Below are 5,588 nucleotides of genomic sequence, written 5' to 3' on the forward strand. Positions count from 1 at the left end.
TACGTTCTTTCAAGATTTCAGAAACATCACGATAGCTTAAAGAAAAACGACAATAATAGCCGACGGCTACCAAGATAATGTCTCTCTCGAATTGTTTTCCTTTAAAATATCCCTTATGTTATGCTCCTCATCTTATTTTTTCTACAGTCTAGCTCAGCTCCAAAAACTTTGCAACAGAACCCATAATCGTTGTATGAGCTAAAGATAAGCCTCTTTCCTCCATCATTTCCACCAAATCTCGAAAACTTAGCTGGTACCATAGGTACCAGCGTACAGTTAATAAAATTAAATCTGGTGGGTAATGCTTCCATTTAAACAAATTGTCTTTTCATACTGATCCCATCCCTTTTGTAGAGTAATCGTATCAGTATGTCCAAAATTAGAAGATTACTTGCAATTAACCTGATTTTTTGCATCAGAACCATATTTTCTCTCATTTTTCTACCCGTTTAATAATAAGGTTAAAATAGATTAATTTTGTGTGTTATTTGTAAAAACACACATCCTTATTTTTTAGTTCCATTTATTAAAGAACTAAATAAATATAGTAAACTTGTTTAGTTAACAGAACCGGATTTTTTCACGTAAAAACTGTTATTGTACAAGGGTTATCAATTAATTTTGAAAATACACAACAAGATACAATGTAGATTTTTTTCAAAATCAAAGACATTTTTACACTGTTTTATATAACAAATAGGATATAAAATATAAGCAAGCAGTGATTTACACATTAAATAAGGAGTGAGAAAAATGCATGAAAATAATAAAATGAAGTACTGGAAAAAAATCGTTAAAGTTGCACCAATTTGTATGTTAAGTACAGGTTTTTTAGTGAGTGTAGGAAATCCAACATATGCTGAAGGATCAGATATCCCCAAAAACAATGTATCTGAAAAATCAATTTATAAGATGCCGATAAAGATGGCATCCGCTGATGTGTATACACAACTCTCAAGGGATACTGTGACAGCTTTACAATCTGCGATAAAAAATCATCCTCATGTATTTGGATATATAACATCAGATAATTTTGAACCAGGTGTCTATCATTTTACTACACCTATCGATCAAATTAAGAATCAATTTGACAAAAATCTCGTAAACGATTTCTATAATCATGAGCATCCACTTTTAGGAATGGAAAATAAACAATTAGAATTTTATGGTATTAATGGTAATATTAATATTACTGGCGCTCAGGACGGTGATACTACAAATTTAGCAAATCTAGAATTGTTAAATTATCATAATGGTGGAGATGCTGAGCAAACATATAATACGGTTGAAAAACAATATAGTACTACGGATTCAATGACCTATACAAATCAAGAGGGAGTTAAACTAGGAATCACTGAATCTATAAAGGCTACAGCTGGAGTTCCATTAGTAGCAGAAGGGGAAGAAACAACGACCTTAAGTGCAGAGTTTACTTATAATCATACATCTTCAAATACGTCTTCAAATACAACAACGTATACATTTAAATCACAACCAGTTAAATGTGTACCTCATGGAACAACAAAATTTATACAATCTGTAAAACAAGCAACATTTTCTGGAACATACACAGGTCCTGTTCGAGTTATAGAACCTACAGATGTAAAAGTTCAGGTGAAAAATGCAGATAACTATGAAACAGGTTTTTTAACAGCCTCGCCTGGAGAAGAAAATCACTTTTTATATAATGCTTTTAAATATTCGAACCAACCAATTCCTTCCTATATGGAATTAGATGATGCTACCAAAAGTGTAATTATTAAAGAACCAGGAGAAACAATGACTTTCAATGGACAAGCCGGATTTCAAGAAAATGCAAAGCTTGAATTTATACCTGATGACAAATCTAAACCATCAGTAACTATACCTTATTCTATTTATATAAAAGAACAGCAAAAAGAGAATATAAACAAATATCTTGATGAATTAATAGAAAAAAAGGTTCAATCTAAATAAAAATTTCTAAATTTCCGAACATAAAACCTGTATGTTTTTAATACACTGAGGGTCTTACTCTACGATGTTATTTGGTTCTGGTGCAAAAATTCCAAAATGCTTGAAAAGGGCTTATCAAACTTGGCCATACTGGTACTAATACTTAAAAAAGGTGTGTGATCAGTATGGGACCAGAAAACTTATTTAAGTGGAAACATTATCAACCAGATATTATTTTATTAACAGTACGTTGGTACCTACGGTACAACTTAAGTTTTCGTGATTTGGTAGAAATGATGGAGGAACGAGGATTATCTTTGGCTCATACAACCATTATGCGTTGGGTTCATCAATATGGACCAGAATTAAATGAACGGATTCGAAAACATTTGAAAGCCACGAACGATTCTTGGAGAGTAGATGAAACATACATCAAGATTAAAGGGGAGAAAATGTATTTATATCGTGCGGTCGATTCCGAAGGAAATACAATTGATTTTTATTTAAGTCGTAAACGAGATGCGAAGGCTGCCAAGTGTTTTCTAAAAAAAGCCTTGGCTTCTTGTCATGCCACAAAACCTCGCTCGATAACTGCCGATGGAGATAAAGCCTATCCTGTTGCAATCCGTGAACTAAAAGAAGAAAAGTGTATACCACACTGTATACCACTTCGTGTGAAAAAATATTTAAACAATATCATTGAACAAGACCACCGGTTTATCAAAAAGCGTATTGGGTGTTTTTGCCCATCTCCTCGAAATGGGGGAATAAGCAAATGAATATTGTATACTCCTCACATTACAAAATCCTTATATTAAAACTAAATAAGTAATATCGTTTGTAAAAGTCTATATTTGATGTCATTTAAACCATGCCCCCTTCATTGTAACAATCCAATCATCAGTTGGTATTTTTTGTATTCTTCCCATACTAAAGTAGCTGTTTTCAAGTGGAAGAAACATCCCCTTACAAAAATGTAAGGTTACTGTTATATTAATCAATAGCGATTCATCTTCCAAAAGAGCAAAATAAGCAAGAGAATAACAATTGTAGGAGAATATATATGACGAAACCAGTTGTAGACGTGAAAAACGTTCAAAAAGTGTACGGTAAAAAAGGGGAGAATCAATCGCACGCATTAAAAGGTGTATCATTCTCAATTCAAGAGGGTGAGTTTATTGGAATTATGGGACCATCTGGTTCTGGTAAAACGACATTATTAAATGTAATTTCAACGCTTGATAAAGCAACAGGCGGCGTTGTTGAAATTGCGGGTACAGATATTACAAAAATGAAGCAAGGTGAGCTTTCAGATTTCCGTTCACAAAAGTTAGGATTCATCTTCCAAGACTTTAATTTATTAGAAAACTTATCTATTTATGAAAACATCGCACTTCCACTTTCACTTCAAGGTGTTTCATCACATAGGATTGGACCGAAGGTAGAAAAGGTAGCCGATATGTTAGGAATTTCAGCAATTCTACAAAAATATCCATCTGAAGTATCTGGTGGACAGAAACAACGTTCAGCAGCCGCACGTGCGTTAGTGCATGAACCGGCCATTATTTTGGGGGACGAGCCTACAGGAGCTCTTGATTCTAAAAACGCAACGAGTTTACTGGATGCCATGACAAGCTTACATACAGAACAAGGTGTATCGATTATGATGGTTACGCATGATCCATATAGTGCAAGTTACTGTCAACGTATTTTATTCATTCAAGATGGAGAGCTATATAAAGAAATTCATCGCGGTGGTACACGTGACAAATTCTATAAAGAAATTTTAGACGTGCTTGCAGACTTAGGCACACAAAAAGCATAAGAAAGAAGGTGCAAGCATGTTATTTAAACTTTCCATGTCCGGGCTAAAAAGTAAATTACAAGATTATATTGTCTTACTTGCTGGTCTTATCGTATCTATTTCAACTTGCTATATGTTTCAAACGTTATCACTAAATAAAACGTTCCTTGAATCAAATCCACATGCTGAGATAGTTGCAATAGCATTCCAAATCGGTTCCGTTTTATTAGCGATTGTAACGTTTTTCTACATTTTATATGCAAACTCTTTCTTATTATTTCTTCGCCAAAAAGAGTTCGGCATGTACATGATGTTAGGAGCAAAAAACATAAAGTTACCTTACTTATGTTTATCGAAACAATCATAGTAGGTACCGCATCTCTTGCAATCGGAATTGCAGTTGGTGTAGGACTTGCAGAAGGTATCGGTCAGTTATTAATGAAACAGTTGGATTTTTCTAGAGAAGGTTATAAAGCATTTTATATTCCATCTATGACTGTTACTTGCCTCTTCTTTTTTGTCTTATTTGTACTATCAGCCATCCTGAATAGTATGAAATTGTCACGTATTTCTGTTTTGCAACTTGTACATGCAGATGCACAAACAGAGCGTGTCGCGGTAAAAGGGAAAATGACAGCTGTAGTTGCATTCCTTGGTTTGCTTTTACTAGGCATTGGTTATACATCACTGATCTATATATCACAGCTACAAGGAAAAGATATACTAAGCGTTCCTACATTCATGGCTATTGGATTAATCACAGCTACAATTGGTACGTACACGCTATTTGGATCCCTTCTCCCCGTTATGATGAAAAAGGTACAGAGTAATAAAAAACGTAGGGAAAAAAGGCTGAATGCTTTTACTTTTGCGCAATTAAACTTCCGTATGAACAGTCTAACAAACCTACTGGCAACGGTAGCAATCTTAGTAGCTCTTGGAGCTGGTGGAATTGCGTGTGGTATGGCATTTAAAAACGATGTCATAAAACAGACTGATAAAGGAACGATTTATGATTCGATAGTTCATAATCCAACAGTGGAAGAAAAGAAATTGTTAGACCGCATTCCATTCAAAGAGAAGCTTGAATATCACTACAAGGTGGATGATACGTATGTGTATTATACAAAAGAAGAGCTAGAGAATCATCGTCCTTTAGTCAAAGATAGAAAAAATGAGAAGACAATGAAAGTTTCAGAGGAAATCCCCATGAATGCGTTTGCGTTGTCAAGACAATGGAGCGATGTTTTCCAAACAATTCAACCAGAGTATATGTATCCGAATCATGAAGTGAAAATTGTCAATCAAAACATATATGATAATATCAAAGGTACAGAAAATACCGTGTTTATTGGGAAAACAAATAATTTTGGTGCATACGTAAAAGAATGGAAAAAACTTGATGAATTACAGATAGTTAAATATAAAAATGTGAAAGCAGAAGAACTGAGTAGTAAGTATCAAAACTATAAGGGGAATCAAAGCTTTTCTAGCGGACTCATGTTTATGGGATTCTTCGTTGGAATTGCGTTCTTAGCAATGATGGCAAGCTGTCTGATGTTTAAAGTTTTGTCTGGTGCATCCAAAGATTGTACACGTTATCAAATGCTTCGTAAAATCGGTGTTCGCCGAGAGTTATTAACACAATCGATTTATAAAGAGTTATTCTTTGTATTCTTAGTCCCAGCACTTGTGGGTATTGTTCACGTATTAGTTGGGATGAATATGTTCAGCCCTCTTTTAATTGATCCGTATTTGGGTGTTTTTGCCCATCCCCTCGAAAAGGGGGAATAAGAAAAAAGCAAGTCTTTCTTTTAAGAGAGCTTGCTTTTTTCTAAGCTATATTCGT

At 34.3% G+C, this 5,588-nt stretch carries 2 protein-coding genes and 4 pseudogenes; 4 read left to right on the forward strand and 2 right to left on the reverse strand.

Annotation, left to right across the window (positions count from 1 at the left end; translation table 11 throughout):
* Together F3I02_RS17115 and F3I02_RS17120 are read right to left on the reverse strand one after the other, a co-directional pair.
* Positions 1 to 79, reverse strand: a pseudogene (locus tag F3I02_RS17115) (IS6 family transposase); the annotation flags it as partial.
* An 84-nt stretch (positions 80 to 163) separates the two neighbouring features.
* Positions 164 to 319: pseudogene (locus F3I02_RS17120) on the reverse strand (IS6 family transposase); the annotation flags it as partial.
* Positions 320 to 753: 434 nt separating this feature from the next.
* Here F3I02_RS17120 and F3I02_RS17125 point away from each other — a divergent pair.
* The 4 genes and pseudogenes from F3I02_RS17125 to F3I02_RS17140 all read left to right on the forward strand — a co-directional run.
* A complete protein-coding gene (locus tag F3I02_RS17125) occupies positions 754 to 1,956 on the forward strand; it encodes an ETX/MTX2 family pore-forming toxin (RefSeq protein ID WP_196477895.1) in 1,203 nt (400 codons plus the stop codon).
* Positions 1,957 to 2,120: 164 nt separating this feature from the next.
* Positions 2,121 to 2,669 (forward strand): annotated as a pseudogene (locus tag F3I02_RS17130) (IS6 family transposase); the annotation flags it as partial.
* 329 nt (positions 2,670 to 2,998) lie between these two features.
* Positions 2,999 to 3,760 (forward strand): ABC transporter ATP-binding protein, encoded by a 762-nt coding sequence (locus F3I02_RS17135; protein ID WP_196477896.1) that lies wholly within the window; start codon positions 2,999 to 3,001, stop codon positions 3,758 to 3,760.
* 16 nt (positions 3,761 to 3,776) lie between these two features.
* Positions 3,777 to 5,506 (forward strand): annotated as a pseudogene (locus F3I02_RS17140) (FtsX-like permease family protein); the annotation flags it as partial.
* Positions 5,507 to 5,588: the final 82 nt, after the last annotated feature.

Source organism: Bacillus sp. SRB3LM (assembly GCF_015712745.1).
Taxonomy (GTDB): domain Bacteria; phylum Bacillota; class Bacilli; order Bacillales; family Bacillaceae_G; genus Bacillus_A; species Bacillus_A thuringiensis_K.

Excerpts from the sequence above, each read along its gene's own strand:
- F3I02_RS17125 (WP_196477895.1), top strand. The coding sequence starts at position 754 with ATGCATGAAAATAATAAAATGAAGTACTGGAAAAAAATCGTTAAAGTT.
- F3I02_RS17135 (WP_196477896.1), top strand. The coding sequence starts at position 2,999 with ATGACGAAACCAGTTGTAGACGTGAAAAACGTTCAAAAAGTGTACGGT.